Origin of the sequence: Flavobacterium sp. J27, assembly GCF_004303025.1 — a bacterium.
Taxonomy (GTDB): Bacteria; Bacteroidota; Bacteroidia; order Flavobacteriales; family Flavobacteriaceae; genus Flavobacterium.
The window spans coordinates 144795-166319 of the sequence record NZ_PJQW01000007.1; the positions used below are offsets into that span (position 1 = coordinate 144795).

Sequence of the window (21525 nt, forward strand, 5' to 3'; positions counted from 1 at the left end):
AAAAAAAATGCATTTCTTCGATTTTTTTATTTGATTTTCTGGAAAAAATTCGCTATCTTCGTTACAGCTTAATAAAGTTCCCTAAAAGTATAGTTGCCCATACTTTTGGAATTAGAAAAAAGCTTAATGTACTTGTTACAACAAAGTTAAGTCTGAAAGGGATTTGTAATGATACATTAATTGTCTAATTACAAAAATTTGTTATTATGAAAAGAAACCTACTTTTATTAGCAGTTATTTGCAACTTCTGTTTTGCAAGTTATGCGCAGTCAGGATTAGGAATTAATGAAAAAGAAAATTGGTTAGGATATTGGACAGAATTTAATCCTAAAAAAGAAGACTATAGAGAACCTCAAAGAATTCTTACGGGGTCTATTTCTGAAAATATGACTTTATCTAACAGAGACACTTATTTAATCCAAGGAAATGTTTATGTAACAAACAATGCTACTTTAACAATTGAAGAAGGTACTTTGTTAAGAGGAGACTCTAAAACATGTGGTACTTTAATCATTACTAAAGGAGCAAAAATAATCGCTCAAGGTAGCGAAAGTTTTCCTATTGTATTTACTTCTAACAATGATGAATATTCTAGAAAACCTGGTGATTGGGGTGGTATCATCGTAATGGGAGATGCGCCAGTTAGTGGTTTTGGTGGTATGGGTGTAGTTAATTTTGATTTGGACCCTCAATACAACAGATTTGGTGGAGAAAACAAGGTTGGTTCTGCTGGAGTTTTGAAAAATATTAGAGTTGAATATGCAGGAAGAAAATCAGCGTCTAAAAAACAAATTGCAGGAATTACATTTGCAGGTGTTGGTAGTGAAACAATAATTGAAGGTATACAAGTAAGTTATTCAGATAATGATTCTTTTGAGTTTTTTGGTGGAAACGTAAAAGCACAAAAATTAATATCTTTTAGAGCCGCAGATGATGATTTTGATTTTACACAAGGAGTTCAGGCTGATTTTACCAATAGTATTGCTATTAGACATCCATTTTCATCTAATCCTGGCAAACCTAGATGTATGGAAATTAAATCTTACAATGATATCGAAAAGTTTGATCCACAAAGAAGTAAAACAAATGTAAAAGCAGCAAATATTACATTAGTTAATATTGAAGACAATAAACAAGGTCTTATCAAAGAAGCGGTTTATGTTTCTAAAGAAGCAAATCTAACTTTAACAAATAGTGTGGTTTATGGTTTTAGAGATTTCTTAATGTTAGATCAATTTTCAATGACAGATGAGTTTGAAAAATATGTAAAACTTAAAAATTTAGTTGTAGCGCATTGTACTAATACGTTTTCAATTTTAGATGATTCTTCTTCTTCAAAAATGGATACTGATTTCATAGCTTCTAAAAATGCAATTACAATTTCTGATGGAGCTATCAACGATTATTTTAAAAGTACCGATTTTTCAATTACACCAGATTTCAGATATCTTAAAATTGAAAGAAACAGCAGCAATGTTGTGTTAAACAATAAATAATAACAAAACATATTTTAAAAAAAGCACCTAATTAAAAATAGGTGCTTTTTTTATTTCTACTTTGTATCTTTGTCCACTATAAAATTCAAAAAATTTGATTTCAAAAGCAACCATAGAAAATGTATTTGAAACGGCTAGAGTGGAAGAGGTAATTGGCGATTTTGTTCAATTAAAGCGTTCAGGTAGTAATTTAAAAGGATTAAGTCCGTTTGTGGATGAAAAATCCCCTTCTTTTATGGTTTCGCCTGTAAAACAAATTTGGAAAGATTTTTCTTCTGGAAAAGGCGGAAATGTAGTTACCTTTTTAATGGAACATGAACATTTTAGTTATCCTGAAGCCATCAAATATTTGGCAAAAAAGTATAATATTGAAGTAGAAGAGACTATTCAAACCAATGAAGATTTGGCTGTAGCCAATGAAAAAGAAAGTATGTACTTAGTTTCTGAATTTGCTAGTAAATACTTGCATCAAACTTTATTGCAATCGGAAGAAGGTAAAGCTATAGGGTTAACTTATTTTAAAGAAAGAGGATTTACTAATAATACTATTTCAAAATTTAATTTAGGTTATTCTCCAAATTCTTGGGATGCTTTTACCAAAGAAGCACTTGGAAAAGGATATAAATTAGAATTTTTAGAAAAAACGGGACTTACGATTGTGAAAGACGATAAACATTTTGATCGTTTTAGAGGCAGAGTAATGTTTCCCATTTTAAGCATGAGTGGTCGTGTTTTAGGTTTTGGAGGACGTATTTTAACCAATGATAAAAAGGTAGCTAAATATGTAAATTCTCCAGAAAGCGAAATTTACCACAAAAGTAAGGTGTTGTATGGTATTTATCATGCCAAACAAGCAATAGCAAAACAGGATAATTGTTATTTAGTGGAAGGATATACCGATGTGATTCAATTTCATCAATCTGGGATTGAAAACGTTGTAGCTTCTTCAGGAACAGCTTTAACACCAGATCAGATTCGTTTAGTAAGTCGGTTAACCAAAAATATTACCGTACTTTTTGATGGAGATGCAGCAGGACTAAGAGCGTCTATTAGAGGTATCGATTTGATTTTAGAAGCGGGAATGAACGTAAAGGTTTGTGCGTTTCCTGATGGTGAAGATCCAGATAGTTTTGCTAAAAAAACACCTCATGAAAAATTAGTAGTTTTTTTAGAAGAAAACGCAAAAGATTTTATACAATTTAGGGCCTCACTTTTAATGAAAGAGGCTCAAAATGATCCTATTAAAAAAGCAGAATTAATTCGTGATATGGTGATTAGTATTTCTAAAATACCAGATCGAATTAAAAGAGAAATATATTTACAAGAATGTTCCAGAATAATGGATATTTCTGAAGATGTCTTATTTAATACATTGGCACAAATTGATAAAAAAGAAGTTAATGATGCTAATAAAAAATTTAAAGATGAACAAAAGGCTTTTGAAGTTCATAAAAATGAAGCTGTTACACCACAATCTAAATTAGATATACAAGACGAATTAGAGCGTAAAATTATTGAAATACTCTTGTTGTATGGTGATGTTACCGAAGAGTTTGAAGATGTGCTTATAAAGGCAAATGAAGAAGGTGAATTAATAGAAGTAAAGGAGATGAATAATTACAAAGTATTTAATCGAATTTATTTAAGTTTACAAGAAGACGAAATTGAGCTAGCTAATCCTGTTTTTCAAGCGATTTATTCTGATATTATTTCTTATTATAATCAAACCGAAAACTTTGAATTAGAAACATATCTGAAACAAATTAATCCTGAAATTGCAAATGAAGTAACTTCTATTTTGATGAATGAAGAACGAGAAGTGCTTCACAATTGGGAATCGCAACAAATTTTGGTAAAATTGAAAGATAAAACCATTGGTCAATATGTTACCGAAACCATTTTAACCTTAAGGTGGTATTGGGTAAATAAAATTATCGAAGAATTAAAATCTGAAATAACAAATACCAATCAAGAGGTTGATAATTCAGAAGTTCTATCTATGGTTATGGATTATTTAGGGTTAACAAATATGTTTTCTAAGAAATTAGGACGAGTAATGAGTAGGTATTCTTAAATAATATCTAAACTTTTTGCTTTGGTGAGTAGGTCAACTAAATTAGTTACATTTAATTTGGCTAATAAACGTAATTTGTAAGTACTGATTGTTTTTTCGTCTAAACTTAAAATTTCGGCTATTTCTTTGTTTTTTTTACCTTCATTCAAATAGCGAAGTACTTCAATTTCTCGAGTGGATAATTTTTTAAATAAGCGATCCGATTTTTTTCCTTTCGACAAAATATCGATGTTTTTACGAACAGCCTCACTAAAAATAACAACACCTTGGTATACTTTGATAATGTCATTTTCAAGTTCCTCTAAACGGATGTCTTTTTGTAGGTAAGCGGCTACTCCTGCTTTAATAGCAGTTGGAGCATACATTTTCTCGGAAACAGAGGTGAAAAGAATAAATTTTGTAGTAGGGTAGTCTTTTAGAAGCACTTTTATATCTCGAATACTTGTTATTCCAGCAAGCTCAAATTCCATTATTACTATATCAATTGCTTTAGATTGTAAAATAGTAGTCAGACTTTTTAAGTCGAAAGCACTTGCCATAACATGTATGGTGGAATGATCATTAAAATACGATTTTATCCCTTGAACCACTACTGGTTGATTATCAGCAACACAAATTTTTATCATGACTGTAAAGTGTTAATTAAAAAACAGTGAACTTATACTTCAAAGTTAAGAAAAAAAATGTAATTACTTGTTAATTAGATAGTAATATCCTGAAAATCATTTGTAAGTCTCAGGAATGATGCATACAGGAATAGGATTCATTTTGTGCTGATTGATGGTGTTTAGGCGTTTATAAATCGAAAAAACAGTGGCTTTTCTTCCTGAAAAATCAGCTGCAGTTTTTCCTTTTTCATCTTCTTTCATCGCCCATTCTAATTCGTCATAATTAGCTCCTAATTGGTCTTCGTCACTTCTGTCATCACCAAATAAACCATCCGTGGGTTTAGCTTGTAAAATACTTTCAGGGACATTTACATATTTAGCCAGTAAACGGACTTCGCTTTTCATTAAATCGGCAATTGGACTTAAATCTACGCCTCCATCACCATATTTAGTATAAAAACCAACACCAAAATCTTCTACTTTGTTACCCGTCCCAGCAACTAATAAACCATGAATACCAGCAAAATAATATAAAGTCGCCATTCTTAAGCGAGCACGAGTATTGGCTAATGATAAATGCAATGCTTTCTCATTTGTACTAGTACTTACTTGGTTTTTAAAAGTTTCAAATACAGGAGTTAAATCGGCTCTTTCACTGCTTACATTTGAAAAACGTTGTTTTAATTGATCGATATGTTCATTTGCTCTAGAAACATGACTTTCTGCTTGATGTATGGGCATTTCGATGCAAAGAGTAGGTAATCCAGTTTGAGCACACAAGGAAGATGTTAATGCGCTATCAATTCCTCCAGAAATTCCCACAACAAATCCTTGTACTTTTGCGTTAGTAGCATAGTCAAGTAACCATTTTACAATATGTTGGTTGATTTTTTCGGCATTGAAGGAAGTTGAATTTGTCATTTTTTTAAGAAAATTTAATTTGGTAAACTGTATATTTGCGCTTTTATTTTTAAAGAATTTAAAATTCTATTTTTGCATAAAATTATAAAAAAAATACCCAATATGAAAAAGCTTTTTTTGGCTTCTATAATACTGCTGTTATTCGCTTGCAAACCTGAAAATAAAGTGGAAGAGAAAGTGTCTGAAATTCCAGTAACTTTTAAAGTAGAACGTTTTGATAAACAATTCTATGAATCAGATTCTTCAAATATTAATACTGTTAAAGCAGCTTATCCTTTTTTATTTCCTGAAGGGAATGAGGATTCTGTTTGGACGAATAAATTGAAAAATCCATTATTGCAAGATTTGTATAAAGAAGTACAAAAAAAGTATCCTACAACTGCTAAAATTGAACCTGAATTAGAGCATTTGTTTCAGCATATTCAGTATTATTTTCCTGATTATAAAACACCAAGAGTAATTACAGTAATTTCGGAAGTAGATCGTGAAGCAAAAGCAATTTATGCCGATCAGCTTGTTTTTATTGCTTTAGACTGTTATTTAGGAAAAGATCATCCTTTTTATGTTGATTTTTCAGAATATCAGCGTATTGGTTTTGAGGAGAATCAAATTTTACCCGATTTAGTAACAAGTTTTAGTTATGGTAAAATAAGCAGACCTTTAGATAGAACTTTGTTATCTATAATGATATATTATGGTAAAGAATTGTATTTGAAAGATAAATTAATTCCGGAATACTCTGATGCAACTAAAATTGGTTATACAGAACAACAACTAGCTTGGTGTAAAGAAAATGAATATCAGATGTGGAGTTATTTTATTGAGAATAATTTGCTTTACGAAAGTAATGTAAAAAATGAATTTCGTTTTATAAACGAAGCACCTTTTTCAAAATTCTATTTAGAAATAGATAATGAATCTCCAGGAAGAGTAGGGCAATGGCTCGGATGGCAAATAGTAAGAAGTTACATGGAAAATAATTCTATTTCTCTAGATCAGTTGTTAGTAACTGATGCAAAAACAATCTTTGAAAAATCGAAATATAAACCTAATAAATAATGTCTAAAACAATAACCTCAGAAATAAAATTTTTAGTTGAACTTGATGAAAACCGAGTGCCGGAGAAATTAACTTGGACGGCTCAAGATGGCGGTGTTGATAAGGAAGAGGCAAAAGCAATGATGGTTTCTCTTTGGGATGCTAAAGCACAAGAAACGCTTCGAATTGACTTGTGGACCAAAGAGATGCCCGTAGATGAAATGAAAATTTTCTTTCATCAAACTTTAGTAGCTATGGCAGACACCTTTCAAAGAGCAACGAATGATGAAAAGATGTCGGCAACAATGAAAGATTTCTGTGACTATTTTGCAGAAAAAATGGAGCTTAAATAAATAAAAAAGGGAGAATTTAAATTCTCCCTTTTTTATTTATTTAACAAATCGATTATAATTTGAAATAACATTGCTGTATTTGTAATTAATGTCTCTATAATCATTGTCAGAAATGGCTCCATCTCTTTTTGCTTTTCTAATGCTTCCTAACATTGTTTCGATTTCATCGTAGAAATCAGTAAAAGAATCTAATTTGTTTTGTTCTTTTAATTTCTCTTGGTTTATCTCTTTGCTTGTTTTTACTCTTTCTTCTAGCGTAGCATATGTTTTTTCTATTGTTTCCATTGATGTGGCTTCATCAGCAACTTGAACTACCATTTCGTCTACTGTTTTTAAGGTTTTTTTAGCATGTAAAATGGCTTCTTTTATTGGGTGGTCTTCTAAAATCTTTTCTTCAGCACTTGATACATTGGCATCAATTACTTTAAGAAATTCATCTCTATTTTTATAAAAAGTTATGGTATTTTTGTCTATATCATTTAAAAATTGACTTCCTTTTTCCCAATTGTCGTCTTTATAGTCTTCATTAACATAATATTTTTTAAATTCTTCGTATGTGTTTTTCGTAGCTGCAAACGATTCAGACATTTCTACGATTAAAGGTTTTATTTTTGAAGCAAGAGAAGTGTCTAAATAAGATTCAGGTGTTAAAAGATCTACTTGGTTCGTACCATATCCTACAGTTGTTGATGTTTTCAGGCCAGTGAAGGCAATCCAGGTTAATATGGAATTCGATTTTTGTTTGGTCGTAACCATTTTTTCAAACTTACTGTAGTCGCTGTTTAAAAGATTATCAATCTTTTTTGAAGTGCTAGAATCGTATTCAATAAAAGCATTGTAATAGCTAATTACGCTATTAGCACTTTCATTTGCGTTTGCTTCATTTGTAGTTTCAAACAGACTTCCGTTTGGAGAGGTAGAATTGTTTTTACATGCCAATAGTGTGCTAAATAGCAAAGCACTTAGGATGATTTTTTTCATAGTATATAAATTGTTATTTTGTTTGATGTAGTAAATATACTATTAAAAAATAAAACAGAACTAAAAAGTCTCTTTTCTGAAATCGGAATTAATTTGGTCTATAAAAACCAATAGTTCTTCTTTTCCTGTTCCATCAGATGAAGAAGTGATAAAATGTTGAGGCATTTCTTCCCATCCATTAGCTAGTACTTTCTTTTTATATGCGGCTACATTTTGTTGAGCTTTAACTTTTCCAATTTTGTCAGCTTTAGTAAAAATGATGCAAAAAGGAACACCAGCTTCACCGAGATAGTTAATAAATTCCAGATCTATTTTTTGTGCTTCAAGTCGGATGTCAATTAATACAAAAGCACAAACTAATTGCTGCCTGGTTTCAAAATAATCAGTTATAAATTGCTGAAATACTTCTTTTGTTTTCTTAGAAACTCTGGCATAGCCATAACCAGGTAAGTCTACTAAAAACCAGTTTTGATTTATTTTGAAATGATTAATTAATTGCGTTTTTCCAGGTTTTCCAGACGTTTTAGCTAAATTCTTATGATTGGTAAGCATGTTTATAAGAGAAGATTTGCCAACATTGGATCTTCCTATAAATGCATATTCCGGTAAAGGTTCGTTAGGACACTTACTGGCATCCGAATTACTAATTATAAATTCAGCACTTGTTATTTTCATCTTCTTTAAAAACTGAAATTCCCCATGTAGGGGAATTATTATATGTTATTTTTGTCTAACCAATGTAAAAGCAGTCTGTTAAACTCTTCTGGGTGCTCCATCATGGCAGCATGGCCACATTTGTCTATCCAGAATAATTCAGAATTAGGCAATAATTTATCAAATTCTTCTGCTACTTCAGGTGGTGTAACTTTGTCGTTCTTACCCCAAATAATACAAGTAGGAGTTTGCATTTTTGGTAAATCTTTTGCCATATTATGACGAATAGCGCTTTTAGCAATAGTAAGTGTTTTAATCAATTTGATTCGATCATTAACTGTTGCAAAAACTTCATCTACAATTTCTTTAGTAGCAATTTTTGGATCATAGAATACATCTTCGCTTTTCTTTTTGATGTATTCATAGTCACCTCTTTTGGGATAACTTTCACCCATGCCACTTTCGTATAATCCTGAACTACCAGTAATTACTAATCCTTTCATTAATTCAGGGTACATTTTTGCATGATATAACGCAATATGTCCACCAAGAGAGTTTCCTAATAAAACGACTTTCTCAAAACCTTTGTAAATAATAAAATCTTTCACAAATTTTGAAAATGCTTTTACATTAGTCTTTAAGATGTTTTGAGTGTATAATGGAAGCTCTGGAATGACAACTTTATATCCTTTTGTAGGAAAAAAATCAGCCACCGCTTCAAAGTTACTTAAACCACCCATTAATCCGTGTAAAACAATTATTGGTGTTCCCTCTCCAGATTCAAAATAGGTATACTTACTTTCTTTCTTTAACATAAAATGAATTTCAAATTTATTTCTGAAATTTTGACAAATATAAGATTTTATATAGGAATTAAAAGCAATTGGAAAAACTATTTAAAAAGCCTAATTTGTTTTGTTGTTTCTGTTGTTAAGTTTTTAGTTTTCAACATTTTTCGTTGTTTTTTTATGGTTTTTTTATAGAATTTGAATTGTTTTTTTGGAATATTATTTCACTAAAAAAGAATACAGAGTACTTAATTTAATAGTAAACTGTTCGTTTTGAATGTTTTTGTTTGAAATATTGAAGTGGAAAACTTATTAACAAAGTGGTACTTTGTGGTAAAAAGTGGTAATTTTTTTTTAAATTTGTCCATAATCTATTAAAAATGGATCATTGACGTCGTTTATTGGTACATATGAATGCAAGGTAGATGCTAAAGGAAGATTGATGCTGCCTACTTCTCTAAAGAAACAATTTAGTTCTTTAGAGGATGGTTTTGTATTGAAAAGATCTGTCTTTCAGCCTTGTTTAGAATTGTATCCTATGTTTGAATGGAATAAAATGATGCAAAAAATTAATAAACTGAACCGTTTTGTAAAGAAAAATAATGATTTTATTCGTCGTTTTACTGCGGGAGTAAAAATGGTAGAGATTGATAATAACGGAAGATTATTAATTCCAAAAGATTTGGTTGTTTTTGCTAAAATTGACAAAGATATTGTGTTGTCTTCAGCGGTAAATATTGTGGAAATTTGGGACAAAGACTTGTATGAAAATGTAATAGAAAATGCTGCTGATGATTTTGCAGCTTTAGCGGAAGAAGTTATGGGTAATTTAAATGATGATGAAGATGGAATATCATAATCCTGTATTATTGAAAGAAACAGTGGATGGTCTTAATGTAAAACCAGATGGGGTATATGTGGACGTAACTTTTGGTGGTGGTGGTCACTCAAGAGAGATTATGTCTCGATTGGGCGAAAAAGGAAGATTGATAGCTTTTGATCAAGATGAAGATGCTTTGCGTAATGCTATTGATGATAATCGTTTTCTATTGATAAATGAGAATTTTAGAAATATTAAAAGATTTTTACGCTTTCATGGAATAAAAAAAGTAGATGGGGTTTTGGCAGATTTAGGTGTTTCGTCTCATCAATTTGATGTAGCTGAAAGAGGTTTTTCTACTCGATTTGATGCTGAGTTGGATATGAGAATGAATCAAAAAGGAGAGATTAGTGCCTATCATGTAGTTAATGAATATGAGGAACAGGAATTAAAACGTGTCTTTTTAGAGTTTGGTGAGTTGAAAAATGGTGGTGCTATGGCCAATGTAATTGTTTCAGCAAGAAAGGATAAGCAAATTAAAGATTCAGAACATTTAAAATTAGTATTGGCTAAGTTTTTACCTCCACATAAAAGTAATAAGATTTTAGCACAAATATACCAGGCCATTCGGATAGAGGTCAATCAGGAGATGGAGGTTCTAAAAGAATTTTTGGAACAATCACTTGAGATATTAGAAGTTGGAGGAAGAATGAGTGTTATTTCTTATCATTCATTAGAAGATAGATTAGTAAAAAGATTTTTTAGAAATGGTTTGTTTGAAGGAGAGCCTGAAAGAGATTTTTTTGGAAACTATGAAGTTCCGTTTAAAATCATTGAAAAATTAATTGTTCCTGATGCTAATGAAATAGCAAGTAACAATAGAGCTAGAAGCGCAAAGTTAAGAGTAGCAGAAAAAAAGTAAAATAATAGAAAATGAAAAAAAGTATTTACAGTTTACTAAAAGCAAAATTTCTGGTAAGCGATGATGCTTTAAAGAATTGGAAATTTATTGTTTTCTTAATTTTTCTTGCGATGATTATGATTGCAAACAATCACAGATATGATGCTAAAAATTACAAAATCACCGAATTGACAAATAAGGTTAAAGAGTTGCGTTCGGAATTTGTAGATAGACGTTCAGAATTAATGAAATTAAAAATGGAGTCGACTGTTGCTAAGAAAATGGAAAAAAGAGCCATTTTTCCAGCTAATGTTCCCCCAACAAAGATTATTGTTAAAAATAAAAAAGAAGAAGAGAAAAGTTTTATAGACAAACTGAAAATATGGCAGTAAAGAACAAAAATAGTAACTACCGTATGTATTTAGTAGCTTTCACAATGTTTGTGATGGCTGTTTTGGTTATGATAAAACTTAACAATATTCAATGGTTAGAAGGGGATTATTATCGTAAACTAGCTAAAGAACGAACGGTTAAAAATTTTGTGATTCCAGCAAATAAAGGGAATGTATATTCTGCAGATGGTAGTTTGTTGGCTACTTCTATTCCTGAATATACTATTCGTTTTGATGCATTATCTCCTTCTAAAGAAAGTTTTCAGGAAAACATAAAACCATTAAGCGACTCTTTATCTGTCATGTTTGGGAAACCTACAGGATATTATCAGTCAGCATTACAAAAGGCACGATCGAATCAGAATAGGTATTATTTAATTGCAAGTAAATTAAGTTATACAGATTACATGAGAATAAAAAGTTTTCCATTATTTAACAAAGGACCTTACCGAGGAGGTATTATTGTGGAACAAAAAACGGTTAGAGAACATCCAATTGGTTTGATTGCGCAAAGAACTATCGGTTATGAAAGAGCTGATAATGATGGAAAAGGATTGGAGTATGCATTTAAAGAGTATATTAATGGGAAGAATGGGCATCGCATGATGCAGAAAATTGCCAAAAATCAATGGAAGCCTATTAACGATAATAATGAATTAGAACCCCAAGATGGTTATGATATTGTTTCTACTATAGACGTATATATTCAAGATATAGCTCATCATGCATTATTAAAACAATTAGAATACTATCAAGCAGATCATGGCTGTGTGGTTGTTATGGAAACCAAAACAGGTGAAATAAAAGCAATATCAAATTTAGGTAGGGCTAATAATGGGTCGTATTATGAAACGCAAAATTATGCGGTAGCAGAATCTCATGAACCAGGTTCTACGTTTAAATTGTTTGATTTAATTGCTCTACTTGAAGATGAAAAAGTTGATACAAGCAAAGTATATGATACTCATGATGGTGTAGTTGAATATTATAAAAGAAAAGTAAGAGATTCACGCACGGGAGGTTATGGTAAAATTTCATTGGCTCGTGGTTTTGAAGTTTCTTCCAATACAGTTTTAGTTCAAGCTGTGTACGATAATTATAAAGATAATCCAAAGCAATTTGTGGATAGAATTAATAGTTATGGTTTAAACAAACCTTTGGGATTGCAAATAATAGGTGAAGGAAAGCCATATGTGCCACAACCAGGCGATAAAAAATGGTATGGTACTACTTTGCCTTGGATGGCTTTTGGATATAATATTTCATTAACACCTTTACAAACTTTAGCCTTGTATAATGCTGTTGCGAATGATGGTGTTATGGTAAAACCTTATTTTGTCAAAGAAATTAAAGAATGGAATAAAACAATTGCAAAATATGATACAGAGATTATCAATCCTAAGATTGCATCAGACGAAACCTTAGATAAGGTTAGAGCTGTATTGGAAAATGTGGTAAAAAAAGGAACTGGGTCAAAGTTATATTCTAAAGATTTCTCTATGGCAGGGAAAACAGGAACAGCTCAAGCAAACTATCGCGACAAATCAAAATTACACTATGTGTCGTCTTTTGCAGGGTATTTTCCAGCGAATAATCCAAAATATTCTTGTATAGTAATCGTGCATAAGCCTAATGTTTCTGCAGGATATTATGGAGCAGATGTTGCTGGACCAGTTTTTAAGAGAATTGCTCAAAAAATCTATACTGATTCTCCACCCACAAATCATATTCAAGATTTAGAAAAGAAAATTGCAATTACGGAACAAACCTATAACACGTATTATAAAAAAGTAGATAAGGAAGATACTTCAATACCTAATTTAAAAGGCATGGACGGGATGGATGCAATCGCATTATTAGAGAATTTAGGTATAAAAGTAAATGTTAGAGGTATTGGAAGAGTTACTTTTCAATCTATTGAGCCAGGAAAAAAAATCGAAAAAAATCAAATTATAACATTGGAGTTGTCATGAAAGTCTTAAAAGACATATTATATAAAGTAAGTATTGAAGCTGTCAAAGGAGCTACAGATGTCGTGGTCAATAAAATAGAATTTGATTCTAGAAAGATAGAATTAAATGATGTTTTTGTAGCTATTCGAGGAGCAGTTTCTGATGGGCATAACTTTATAGATAAAGCATTAAGTCAAGGAGCAAGTGTTGTTATTTGTGAAGATTTTCCTGAAGTTATTGTGAATGGCGTAACTTATATTAAAGTGGCAAATTCAAACGAAGCATTAGCTTTTATAGCGGCTAACTATTTTGAAAATCCTGCTGCAAAAATCAAACTAGTAGGTGTTACAGGAACCAACGGTAAAACAACCATTGCTTCTTTGTTATATCAATTATTTAAAAATGCTGGGTATAAAGTAGGATTGCTTTCCACTGTGAAAATTTTAGTAGATGAGATAGTACATAAAGCTACGCACACCACACCAGATTCTTTAACTATCAATTATTATTTAAATGAAATGGTTGAAACAGGGTGTGAGTTTTGTTTTATGGAGGTAAGTTCTCATGGTATTCATCAAAAAAGAACAGAAGGACTTCAGTTTAAAGGAGGTATTTTTAGTAATTTATCTCATGATCATTTAGATTATCATAAGACATTTGCAGAATATAGAGATGTAAAAAAGAAGTTTTTTGATGGATTGCCAAAAACCGCTTTTGCTATCTCAAACATTGACGATAAAAATGGAACGATAATGTTTCAGAATACCAAAGCGAAAAAGGTTACTTATGCTTTAAAGTCATATGCTGATTATAAAGCCCAAATTTTAGAGAATCAATTTACGGGGCTATTGCTGAAAATTAATAACAATGAAGTATGGACAAAACTAATAGGTTCTTTTAACGCCTATAATCTATTGGCTATTTATGCTACCGCTGTAGAATTAGGCATGGAAGAACAAGAAGCATTGCGTTTACTTTCCGATTTAGAAAGTGTATCTGGAAGATTTCAATATATAGTTTCTGACTCCAAAATTACTGCCATTGTAGATTATGCGCACACACCAGATGCATTAGAGAATGTATTACGTACCATAGAAGATATTCGTACAAAAAACGAACAATTAATAACGGTTATCGGTTGTGGAGGTGATAGAGATAAAACGAAAAGACCTATTATGGCTCAAATTGCATCTGAATTAAGCACGAAAGCCATTTTTACTTCAGATAATCCAAGAACAGAGAATCCTGCAGTGATTATTGAAGAAATGGAGAAAGGGGTGGAACCTCAAAATTTTAAAAAGACACTTTCTATTTTAGATAGAAAACAAGCTATTAAAACAGCTTGTCAGTTAGCAATGGCAAATGATATTATTTTAATAGCAGGTAAAGGACATGAAACCTATCAAGAAATTAATGGTGTGCGTCATGATTTTGATGATTTAAAAATAGTAAAAGAATTATTAGAACAATTAGGAAAGTAAATTTTAATAAGGGAATTTAAAAATAAAAATATGTTATACTACATTTTTCAATATTTAGATCGTACAGTGGATTTTCCAGGCGCTGGAGTTTTTCAATATATTACTTTTCGTTCGGCTTTTGCTTTTATTTTATCCTTACTTATTGCGGCCATTTATGGAAAAAAAATCATCAATTTTTTAAGAAAACAACAAGTTGGAGAAACAGTAAGGGATTTAGGTTTGGAAGGTCAAAGTCAAAAAGCGGGTACACCTACTATGGGGGGAATCATTATCATTATGGCTACTTTAATACCAGTGCTTTTATTGGCTAAACTTGAAAATATATATATCATTTTATTAGTTATTACAACTCTTTGGATGGGAACAATCGGTTTTATTGACGATTATATTAAAGTATTCAAGAAAGACAAGCAAGGTTTAAAAGGTGTTTTTAAAGTGTTTGGACAAGTTGGATTGGGGTTAATCGTAGGTTCAGTATTGTATTTGCATCCAAATGTAACTATTAGGAAGGATACTATTGGAGAACGTGTGAAAATTGAAAATATTAATCCTACTAGCTTACACGAAAAATCGACAGCTACTACAATCCCTTTTTTAAAGAATAATGAATTTGATTATGCGGAAGTACTTTCTTTTATGGGAGATGGTTATGAAAATTGGGCTTGGTTAATTTTTATCCCAATGGTGGTTATTATTATAACTGCGGTTTCTAATGGTGCTAATTTAACCGATGGAATCGATGGTTTAGCAGCAGGAACTTCCGCCATATCAGTACTCACTTTAGGAATTTTTGCATTTGTATCTGGAAATATCATTTTTTCTGATTATTTAAATATAATGTACATCCCAAATTCAGGCGAAATGACCATTTTTATAGCTGCTTTTGTAGGAGCTTTGGTTGGTTTTCTTTGGTATAATACCTATCCGGCTCAAGTGTTTATGGGAGATACAGGTAGTTTAACCATAGGAGGTATTATTGCGGTAATTGCTATTGCTATTCGAAAAGAATTAATGATTCCTATTTTGTGTGGTATTTTCTTAGCTGAAAATTTGTCGGTGATGTTGCAGGTAAGTTATTTTAAATACACTAAGAAAAAATATGGAGAAGGGAAGCGCATCTTTTTAATGTCGCCTTTACATCATCATTATCAGAAAAAAGGATTTCATGAAAGTAAAATTGTGACACGTTTCTGGATTGTAGGAATCCTTTTAGCAATATTTTCATTAGTCTCATTAAAACTAAGATAAGATGAAATTAGTTGTTTTAGGAGGAGGGGAAAGCGGTGTTGGAACTGCTATTTTAGGGAAGAAAAAAGGATATGACGTTTTTGTATCTGATTTTGGTACAATTAAAGAAAATTATAAAGAAGTTCTTACAATTAATCAAATTGCTTGGGAAGATGAAAAGCATACTGAGGCCTTAATTTTAGATGCTGATGTTGTTATGAAAAGTCCTGGGATTCCTGAGAAAGCACCTATTGTAAAAAAGTTATTGGCATTAAATATACCTGTAATTTCTGAAATAGAGTTTGCCTATCCGTTTACCAATGCAAAAACTATTGGAATAACAGGGAGTAATGGGAAAACGACCACCACATTGTTAACCTACCACATTTTAAAACAAGGAGGATTAAATGTAGGTTTGGCCGGGAATATTGGAAAGAGTTTTGCTTGGCAAGTAGCAGAAAATAATCATGATTACTATGTATTAGAATTAAGTAGTTTTCAATTAGACGGAATAGTTAATTACAAGCCTGATATTGCAGTAATAACTAATTTAAGTCCAGATCATTTAGATCGTTATGCTTACGATTATAATTTGTACATCGCATCTAAATTTAGAATAACAAAAAATCAAACGGAAAACGATTTTTTAATTGTAGACCATGATGATATAGAAATCAATAAATGGTTTCAAAAGAATAAAACAAAAGCAAAAAAACTTTCTTTTTCTATTTTGAACGAATTAGAAGAAGGTGGATATACAGGAAATAACAATTTGAATAGTAAAATTAATAACGATCTATTTACCATGCCAATCAACGAATTAGCTTTAGAAGGAAAACACAATCTTAAAAATGCCATGGCAGCAACAGCTGTTGCTCAGTTAATGAAAGTAAGAAAACAAACAATAAGAGAAAGTTTAAGTAACTTTCAAGGTGCAGAACATCGTTTGGAAAAAGTGTTAAAAATTCAAAATGTACAATATATTAATGATTCTAAAGCTACGAATGTAAATGCTACTTTTTTTGCATTAGATAGTATGAATACACCTACTGTATGGATTGTAGGTGGAGTAGATAAAGGAAATGATTATGACGAATTAATGTCTTTAGTAAGAGAGAAAGTAAAAGGGATTGTTTGTCTAGGAGTTGATAACCAAAAATTGTTTCAAGCTTTCAACGGAGTAGTAGATGTTATGATTGAAACAACATCTATGGATGAAGCGGTTAAAATTGCACAACGTATGGCAGATAAAGGAGATACTGTTTTGCTTTCTCCATGTTGTGCGAGTTTTGATTTATTTGAAAATTATGAAGATAGAGGTCGTCAATTTAAAAATGCAGTACATAATTTATAACAAAAAATGAAATTATTAGTAGCTAGATTAAGAGGAGATAAAGTAATTTGGGCAATAGTTTTTCTATTAGCTCTAATCTCTTTTTTACCTGTATATAGCGCTAGTACTAATTTAGTATATGTTATAGGAAAAGGTTCTACACTAGGTTATTTAATCAAACACTTAGGGCATCTTTTTTTAGGTTTTGCCATTATCTATTTTGTGCATAAAGTACCTTATCATTATTTTAGAGCGCTTTCTATTTTTGGAATTCCTATAGTAGTTGTTTTATTGTTGTATACTTTAGTACAAGGAACAACTATTGGAGGAGCAAATGCCAGTCGATGGATTCAAATCCCTTTCGTGGGTGTTAGTTTTCAAACATCTACACTAGCTTTTACGGTATTAATGGTCTATGTAGCTCGTTATCTCGCAAAAGTGAGCGATAAAGAATATACTTTTAAAGAATCTTTATTAGAGTTGTGGCTACCAGTCTTCGCTGTATTGGTTTTAATTTTACCTACCAATTTTTCAACAACAGCTTTAATTTTTTCAATGGTATGTATGCTCATATTTGTTGGATATTATCCGTTAAAGTATTTAGGCGCTGTAATAGGGTTAGGAGTAGCAACTTTATTGTTGTTTTTGCTTTTAGCGAAAGCTTTTCCAGCCAATAAACTTTTTAGTAGAGTAAACACTTGGGGAAATAGAATTGAACGCTTCTTAGACGATAAGCCTAATGAAGACGATTATCAAATTGAAAAAGCAAAAATTGCCATCGCATCTGGAGGAATTTATGGTTTAGGACCAGGAAAAAGTGTTCAAAAGAACTTTTTACCACAATCTTCTTCAGATTTTATTTTTGCAATTATAGTTGAAGAATATGGTTTATTAGGAGCATTAGGAATTTTATTCTTGTATTTATTGCTCTTTTTTAGATTTATAATTAATGCACAAAAAGCGCCCACATTATTTGGAAAATTGCTGATAATTGGATTAGGTTTTCCAATCGTGTTTCAAGCATTAATTAATATGGCAGTTGCTGTCGAACTATTGCCAGTAACAGGGCAAACTTTGCCACTAATAAGTAGTGGAGGTACTTCAATTTGGATGACTTGTGTGGCAGTAGGTGTAATTTTAAGTGTGACAAAGAAGGAAGCTGAAGTGGCTTTAGATGAACAGGAAAAACAAAAACGAGAAGAGGCATTGCAGCGAATTATAGATAGAGAGATTGAATTAGAAGATGCAAATACTCATAAAGAGGAAGAAATCAAAAATCCTTTAGAACCTATTTTGAATCAATAGTATGGAAAAGAAATTGAAATTTATTATCAGTGGTGGCGGAACAGGAGGACATATTTATCCTGCAATCGCTATTGCAAACGAATTAAAGTATCGTTTTCATGATGCCGAATTTCTCTTTGTCGGAGCTAAAGATAAAATGGAAATGCAAAAAGTTCCTCAGGCTGGTTATGATATTAAAGGACTTTGGATTTCAGGAATTCAAAGAAAGATTAGTTTGCAAAATCTATTGTTCCCATTTAAGTTGTCATCTAGTTTATGGAAATCATATAGAATCATAAAAAAATTTAAACCAGATGTGGTTATAGGAACAGGAGGTTTTGCTAGTGGAGCTGTTTTAAAAGTGGCTTCTATGTTAGGAATACCTACATTAATTCAGGAACAAAATTCCTTTCCAGGGATTACCAATAAATTGCTTGCAAAAAAAGCAAATGCCATTTGTGTAGCTTATGAAGGTTTAGAAAAATTCTTTCCCAAAGAAAAAATTAAGATAACAGGTAATCCAGTACGTCAGGATTTATTAAATAGCGATGATAAACGTTTAGAGGCGTTAACTTATTTTGAATTGGATAGTACCAAAAGAACCCTACTGGTTTTAGGAGGAAGTTTGGGGGCTAGAAGAATCAACCAGTTAATTGCTCAAGAAATAGATTTCTTGCTAGAATTAGGAGTTCAAATTATATGGCAATGTGGAAAATTATATTTTGAAGAATACAATCATTTTAATACAAAAGAAAATGTACATGTTTTTGCTTTTATAGATAAAATGGACTTTGCATATGCAGCCGCTGATGTTATTATTTCTCGTTCTGGTGCTTCTTCTGTGTCTGAATTGTGTATCGTTGGAAAGCCTACACTGTTTATACCATCACCTAATGTGTCTGAGGATCACCAAACTAAAAACGCACAAGCTATTTTAAATAAAAAAGGAGCAATTTTATTGAAAGAAAAGGATTTGGATACCGATTTTAAGAATATCTTTGCCGACCTTATTTCAAACGATGAAAAACAAGCCAAATTGAGTAAAAAAATACACAAATTGGCCTTGCCAAATGCAACCAATGAAATTGTAGATGAAATAGAAAAATTGCTCTGAAAGCAATAAAAAATCACAAAACAACAACAAATAAAAAAAATGAATCTTAGCCAAATACAAAACATATACTTCATAGGAATCGGAGGAATCGGAATGAGTGCTCTGGCTCGTTATTTTATGAATATAGGAAAAAATGTAGCAGGTTATGATAAAACAAGAACACAACTAACGGATGAATTGGAAGCATTAGGTATGCCTATTCATTTTGAAGACAAACTGGAGTTAATTAATTCCGCATTCTTAAATAAGGAAACAACTTTAGTGGTTATTACACCTGCTGTACCAAAATCACATTTACAATGGAATTATTTTTTAGAAAATGGTTTTGAGGTTAAAAAAAGAGCAGCTGTATTAGGTTTAATTACTAAAGATACATTTTGTTTTGCCATTGCAGGTACACATGGAAAAACAACTACATCTAGTATTTTGGGACATATTTTATTTCAAAGTGGTGTAGATGTAACCGCTTTTCTAGGAGGTATAGTTGAAAATTACAATTCCAATCTTATTGGGGAAGGTAAATCAGTAACAGTAGTTGAAGCAGATGAGTTTGATCGTTCTTTTTTGCATTTGCATCCTAACTTGGCGTGTGTGACTTCCATGGATGCAGATCATTTGGATATTTATGGAGATACAGCAACTATTGAGGCCTCTTTCCTAGAGTTTGCACATAAAGTTTCAGCTTCACAATTATTTGTAGCCAAAGGTTTGTCTTTGGAAGGAAATACTATAGGTATACAAGAAGAAGCTACTTTTTCTGCTCAAAATATTCGCATCGAAAATGGTTTTTATGTTTTTGATGTAAAAACGAATAATGAATTGATTACGAATGTTAAATTTGGATTACCAGGACACCATAATTTATCCAATGCTTTAATTGCTTTTGCCATGGCTAAAAACTATGGTGTTGAAAACCAAAAAATTATTGAGGCTTTGGCTTCTTTTAAAGGAGTAAGAAGGCGTTTTTCTTTTCAAATACGAACAGAAAAATTAGTTTATATAGATGATTATGCACATCATCCTACAGAAATAAATGCAGTGCATCAAGCGGTAAGGGAATTGTATCCTAATAAGAAAATTGTCGCAGCTTTTCAACCGCATTTGTTTTCAAGAACAAATGATTTTATTGATGGATTTGCAACTAGTTTATCTCAGTTTGATGAAATTGTATTATTGGATATTTATCCAGCAAGAGAGTTGCCTATGGAAGGGGTTACTTCGGAATGGTTGCTTGGTAAAATAACCAATAAAAACAAGCGTTTAGTAACTAAAGAAACTTTAGTAGAAACTTTAGTAGAAACTTCTGCAGATGTATATGTAACTATCGGAGCAGGAGATATAGGAGAGATGGTCAAAGACATAAAAAAAGCGTTACATGAAAAATATTAATTGGCAAAATATACGGTTAATAGTAATACTATTTGTAATGGTGTTTTTGTACTCTTTTTCTACGCATAGAAATGCTAAAAGAGCGGTTAAAAACATTACCATTTCTTTTTATGGAGGAGAGGAGAATTTGTTCATAACTCACGAAATGGTTAATAACTTGTTGAAACAAAATTTGGGAGGTACATTAACAATTAAAAAAGAAGAGGTAGATTTGAAGTCTTTAGAAACTGCTCTTAATAATCACAAGATGATTGAAAAATGTGAAATTTTTTCAACTATAGATGGTTCTCTAAATGCAAACATTACACAAAAGACCCCAATTGTACGATATGTATCAGGAAATACAATGTATTATCTTGATAATAAAGGCTATAAAATACCTTTGTCTGAAAATTTTTCTGCAAGGGTTCCTATTATTATGGGAACTTTAGAAGAGAAAGACATGGGTAAATATATGATATTGTGTAACGAAATTTATAAAGATGATTTCTTGAAAAAGAATATCACTGGAATAAAGATTTTGCCATCTGGTAACGTTATAATGACAAACAGAAATTATGATTATAAAATAATTTTTGGGAAACCAGTGTATGTTGAAAAAAAACTAAAGAATTATAAAGCTTTTTTTCAGCATGCTGTGAAAGATACATTGATTAAGAATTATAAAGAAGTAAACGTTATGTTTACTGAGCAAGTAGTTTGTAAGAAATAGAAGTGAA

20 protein-coding genes are annotated in these 21525 nt (G+C 31.2%); 15 read left to right on the plus strand and 5 right to left on the minus strand.

Annotated features, from left to right (window positions below; translation table 11 throughout):
- Positions 1–206 precede the first annotated feature (206 nt).
- Both CX675_RS11395 and dnaG read left to right on the plus strand, forming a co-directional pair.
- Positions 207–1496, plus strand: a complete 1290-nt coding sequence (locus CX675_RS11395; protein WP_130735361.1) for a hypothetical protein — start codon at positions 207–209, stop codon at positions 1494–1496.
- 94 nt (positions 1497–1590) lie between these two features.
- Positions 1591–3570 (plus strand): DNA primase, encoded by a 1980-nt coding sequence (gene dnaG / locus CX675_RS11400; protein ID WP_130735362.1) that lies wholly within the window; start codon positions 1591–1593, stop codon positions 3568–3570.
- Here dnaG and CX675_RS11405 read toward each other — a convergent pair.
- Positions 3567–4196: a response regulator transcription factor gene (locus CX675_RS11405; protein ID WP_130735363.1), complete on the minus strand. Its 630-nt coding sequence runs from the start codon at positions 4194–4196 to the stop codon at positions 3567–3569. The genes dnaG and CX675_RS11405 overlap by 4 nt on opposite strands.
- Before the next feature lie 96 nt (positions 4197–4292).
- Entirely contained in the window at positions 4293–5099 is an 807-nt protein-coding gene (gene nadE, locus CX675_RS11410) for an NAD(+) synthase (protein WP_130735364.1), read from the minus strand.
- A 102-nt stretch (positions 5100–5201) separates the two neighbouring features.
- On the opposite strand from nadE, the gene gldB reads away from it, so the two are divergent.
- Both gldB and gldC read left to right on the plus strand, forming a co-directional pair.
- Positions 5202–6158, plus strand: coding sequence for a gliding motility lipoprotein GldB (gene gldB / locus CX675_RS11415; protein WP_130735365.1), 957 nt, complete (start codon positions 5202–5204; stop codon positions 6156–6158).
- Positions 6158–6490: a gliding motility protein GldC gene (gene gldC, locus CX675_RS11420; RefSeq protein ID WP_130735366.1), complete on the plus strand. Its 333-nt coding sequence runs from the start codon at positions 6158–6160 to the stop codon at positions 6488–6490. The genes gldB and gldC overlap by 1 nt, the downstream gene beginning before the upstream one ends.
- A gap of 36 nt (positions 6491–6526) precedes the next feature.
- On the opposite strand, the gene CX675_RS11425 is transcribed toward gldC, so the two are convergent.
- From CX675_RS11425 to CX675_RS11435, 3 genes are read right to left on the minus strand one after another with little or no spacing between them, the layout of a single operon-like run.
- Positions 6527–7471 carry a DUF3829 domain-containing protein gene (locus tag CX675_RS11425; RefSeq protein WP_130735367.1) on the minus strand — a complete coding sequence of 315 codons (945 nt, stop codon included), beginning with the start codon at positions 7469–7471 and terminating at the stop codon, positions 6527–6529.
- 60 nt (positions 7472–7531) lie between these two features.
- Positions 7532–8146, minus strand: coding sequence for a ribosome biogenesis GTP-binding protein YihA/YsxC (gene yihA / locus CX675_RS11430; protein WP_130735368.1), 615 nt, complete (start codon positions 8144–8146; stop codon positions 7532–7534).
- A 38-nt stretch (positions 8147–8184) separates the two neighbouring features.
- Positions 8185–8940, minus strand: a complete 756-nt coding sequence (locus CX675_RS11435) for an alpha/beta fold hydrolase (RefSeq protein WP_130735369.1) — start codon at positions 8938–8940, stop codon at positions 8185–8187.
- A 361-nt stretch (positions 8941–9301) separates the two neighbouring features.
- On the opposite strand from CX675_RS11435, the gene mraZ reads away from it, so the two are divergent.
- From mraZ to CX675_RS11490, 11 genes are read left to right on the plus strand one after another with little or no spacing between them, the layout of a single operon-like run.
- Positions 9302–9772, plus strand: a complete 471-nt coding sequence (gene mraZ, locus CX675_RS11440) for a division/cell wall cluster transcriptional repressor MraZ (RefSeq protein WP_130735370.1) — start codon at positions 9302–9304, stop codon at positions 9770–9772.
- On the plus strand, positions 9747–10655 hold the full coding sequence (gene rsmH / locus CX675_RS11445; RefSeq protein ID WP_205728633.1) for a 16S rRNA (cytosine(1402)-N(4))-methyltransferase RsmH: 909 nt from the start codon (positions 9747–9749) through the stop codon (positions 10653–10655). The genes mraZ and rsmH overlap by 26 nt, the downstream gene beginning before the upstream one ends.
- An 11-nt stretch (positions 10656–10666) precedes the next feature.
- On the plus strand, positions 10667–11026 hold the full coding sequence (locus CX675_RS11450; RefSeq protein ID WP_130735372.1) for an FtsL-like putative cell division protein: 360 nt from the start codon (positions 10667–10669) through the stop codon (positions 11024–11026).
- Entirely contained in the window at positions 11017–12999 is a 1983-nt protein-coding gene (locus tag CX675_RS11455; protein ID WP_130735373.1) for a penicillin-binding protein, read from the plus strand. Before CX675_RS11450 ends, CX675_RS11455 begins: the two co-directional genes overlap by 10 nt.
- Positions 12996–14459 carry a UDP-N-acetylmuramoyl-L-alanyl-D-glutamate--2,6-diaminopimelate ligase gene (locus tag CX675_RS11460; protein ID WP_130735374.1) on the plus strand — a complete coding sequence of 488 codons (1464 nt, stop codon included), beginning with the start codon at positions 12996–12998 and terminating at the stop codon, positions 14457–14459. The genes CX675_RS11455 and CX675_RS11460 overlap by 4 nt, the downstream gene beginning before the upstream one ends.
- Before the next feature lie 30 nt (positions 14460–14489).
- A complete protein-coding gene (gene mraY / locus CX675_RS11465; protein ID WP_130735375.1) occupies positions 14490–15707 on the plus strand; it encodes a phospho-N-acetylmuramoyl-pentapeptide-transferase in 1218 nt (405 codons plus the stop codon).
- Position 15708: 1 nt separating this feature from the next.
- Positions 15709–17040 carry a UDP-N-acetylmuramoyl-L-alanine--D-glutamate ligase gene (gene murD / locus CX675_RS11470; protein WP_130735376.1) on the plus strand — a complete coding sequence of 444 codons (1332 nt, stop codon included), beginning with the start codon at positions 15709–15711 and terminating at the stop codon, positions 17038–17040.
- Positions 17041–17046: 6 nt separating this feature from the next.
- Positions 17047–18324, plus strand: coding sequence for an FtsW/RodA/SpoVE family cell cycle protein (locus CX675_RS11475; protein WP_130735377.1), 1278 nt, complete (start codon positions 17047–17049; stop codon positions 18322–18324).
- 1 nt (position 18325) lies between these two features.
- Positions 18326–19417, plus strand: coding sequence for an undecaprenyldiphospho-muramoylpentapeptide beta-N-acetylglucosaminyltransferase (gene murG / locus CX675_RS11480; protein WP_130735378.1), 1092 nt, complete (start codon positions 18326–18328; stop codon positions 19415–19417).
- Positions 19418–19456: 39 nt separating this feature from the next.
- On the plus strand, positions 19457–20806 hold the full coding sequence (gene murC, locus CX675_RS11485) for a UDP-N-acetylmuramate--L-alanine ligase (protein ID WP_130735379.1): 1350 nt from the start codon (positions 19457–19459) through the stop codon (positions 20804–20806).
- A complete protein-coding gene (locus CX675_RS11490) occupies positions 20793–21518 on the plus strand; it encodes a cell division protein FtsQ/DivIB (RefSeq protein ID WP_130735380.1) in 726 nt (241 codons plus the stop codon). The genes murC and CX675_RS11490 overlap by 14 nt, the downstream gene beginning before the upstream one ends.
- The last annotated feature ends 7 nt before the right edge of the window (positions 21519–21525 follow it).